Source organism: Fructobacillus sp. ESL1117 (assembly GCF_058508565.1).
Genome location: NZ_CP196385.1, coordinates 1 through 2,500, shown reverse-complemented (window position 1 = coordinate 2,500; position 2,500 = coordinate 1). Strand labels below are relative to the sequence as shown.

At 47.9% G+C, this 2,500-nt stretch carries 1 tRNA gene and 2 rRNA genes (1 of these 3 cut by a window edge); all 3 read right to left on the bottom strand.

Going from position 1 to position 2,500, the window contains the following annotated elements:
* Positions 1-168 (bottom strand): 23S ribosomal RNA (locus ACSYSH_RS00015); it reaches 2,744 nt to the left of the window's first position.
* 192 nt (positions 169-360) lie between these two features.
* Positions 361-433 (bottom strand) — tRNA-Ala (locus tag ACSYSH_RS00010).
* Between the two features lie 95 nt (positions 434-528).
* A 16S ribosomal RNA gene (locus tag ACSYSH_RS00005) occupies positions 529-2,079 on the bottom strand.
* Together the 16S and 23S rRNA genes with 1 tRNA gene alongside form the textbook arrangement of a ribosomal RNA operon.
* Positions 2,080-2,500 lie beyond the last annotated feature (421 nt).

Sequence of the window (2,500 nt, the reverse complement as noted above, 5' to 3'; positions counted from 1 at the left end):
ATCCTATGTATTCAGATAGTGATAGCACTTCTATGTGCTGGGTTTCCCCATTCGGAAATCTCTGGGTCATAGCGTACTTACCGCTCACCAAAGCTTATCGTAGTTAGTCACGTCCTTCATCGGCTCCTAGTGCCAAGGCATCCACCACGCGCCCTTATTCACTTAACCACAACTTTTCAGTTGGATCAGTTTTATGAGTTGGTCTTCTTTCAGACCTGCGATTAAACCGTTCTTTTTAAAGAACTTGTGTTGTTTCTCGGTTCATTTAGATGATTCACCTCTGAATCATTTTAAAAGAATTTCTTGATTATTCAGTTTTCAATGTACTAGCTTTTGGCCAAAAGGCTTTCTTCTGGCCAATGGAGAATAGCGGGATCGAACCGCTGACCCCCTGCTTGCAAAGCAGGTGCTCTCCCAGCTGAGCTAATCCCCCATGCGCTGGTTGTGCTTCACGCACTCAAAACTAAACAAAACTTTGCACAAATCAAATTGACTCTGACGTCCCTGTAACGCTCCGATTATCCTTAGAAAGGAGGTGATCCAGCCGCAGGTTCTCCTACGGCTACCTTGTTACGACTTCACCCCAGTCATCTGTCCTGCCTTAGACGGCTCCTCCCTAAAAGGTTAGGCCACCGGCTTTGGGCATTACAAACTCCCATGGTGTGACGGGCGGTGTGTACAAGACCCGGGAACGTATTCACCGCGGCATGCTGATCCGCGATTACTAGCGATTCCGACTTCATGTAGTCGAGTTGCAGACTACAATCCGAACTGAGACGTACTTTAAGAGATTCGCTTACCCTCGCGAGTTCGCTGCTCGTTGTATACGCCATTGTAGCACGTGTGTAGCCCAGGTCATAAGGGGCATGATGACCTGACGTCGTCCCCGCCTTCCTCCGGTTTGTCACCGGCAGTCTGTCTAGAGTGCCCAACTGAATGCTGGCAACTAAACATAAGGGTTGCGCTCGTTGCGGGACTTAACCCAACATCTCACGACACGAGCTGACGACGGCCATGCACCACCTGTCACTTTGTTTCCGAAGAAAACAGCACTATCTCTAGTACCTTCAAAGGATGTCAAGACCTGGTAAGGTTCTTCGCGTTGCTTCGAATTAAACCACATGCTCCACCGCTTGTGCGGGTCCCCGTCAATTCCTTTGAGTTTCAACCTTGCGGTCGTACTCCCCAGGCGGAACACTTAATGCGTTAGCTTCGGCACTAAAGGGCGGAAACCCTCTAACACCTAGTGTTCATCGTTTACGGTGTGGACTACCAGGGTATCTAATCCTGTTTGCTACCCACACTTTCGAGCCTCAACGTCAGTTGCAGTCCAGTAAGCCGCCTTCGCCACTGGTGTTCTTCCATATATCTACGCATTCCACCGCTACACATGGAGTTCCACTTACCTCTACTGCACTCAAGTTCGACAGTTTCCAAAGCACTTCCACAGTTGAGCTGTGGGCTTTCACTTCAGACTTATCGAACCGTCTGCGCTCGCTTTACGCCCAATAAATCCGGATAACGCTCGGGACATACGTATTACCGCGGCTGCTGGCACGTATTTAGCCGTCCCTTTCTGGTATGGTACCGTCATGTAAAGATCATTTCCTACCCTTACCGTTCTTCCCATACAACAGTGCTTTACGACCCGAAAGCCTTCATCACACACGCGGCGTTGCTCCATCAGGCTTGCGCCCATTGTGGAAGATTCCCTACTGCAGCCTCCCGTAGGAGTTTGGGCCGTGTCTCAGTCCCAATGTGGCCGGTCAGTCTCTCAACTCGGCTATGCATCATTGTCTTGGTAGGCCTTTACCCCACCAACTAACTAATGCACCGCGAATCCATCAAAAAGTGGTCCAAACGGACCTTTTAACGTTTTGTCATGCGACAGCACGTTTTATACGGTATTAGCATCTGTTTCCAAATGTTATCCCCTGCTTTTCGGTAGGTTATTCACGTGTTACTCACCCGTTCGCCACTCGCTTGAAGAGTGCAAGCACTCTTCGCTGCGCGTTCGACTTGCATGTATTAGGCACGCCGCCAGCGTTCATCCTGAGCCAGGATCAAACTCTCATGTTAAAAGTTTGAAGATTGCTCTTCGATTAAACTGACTAGTTGCTATCTCTCGATAACGCCTATCCGTTTATTGTTTGTTACGAATTGACTTCGCAAATTTGTTTGTGACTACTTACCAAGTAGCCACCGTTACAGATTTGTTTGTTCAAAGTTTTGTTCAGTTTTCAATGTGCGATGCCTTGTTGGGCAACTCATTTATCTTACCTTAGCTGTGACCTAAAGTCAACAACTAATTTAGAAAGTTATTTGAGTTGCTTTGTTAGGGCAACTTGATTAGTTTATCAGGAATGTTGAAGCTTGTCAACAACTTTCTGATGAACTTTTATCAACTGCCGGTCATCTCTGACAACCAGCGCCTCGCTCGAAGCAGCTTTGCTTCGTAACGAACAATAACTAGTATAGCGCCTACCTGACTACTCGTCAA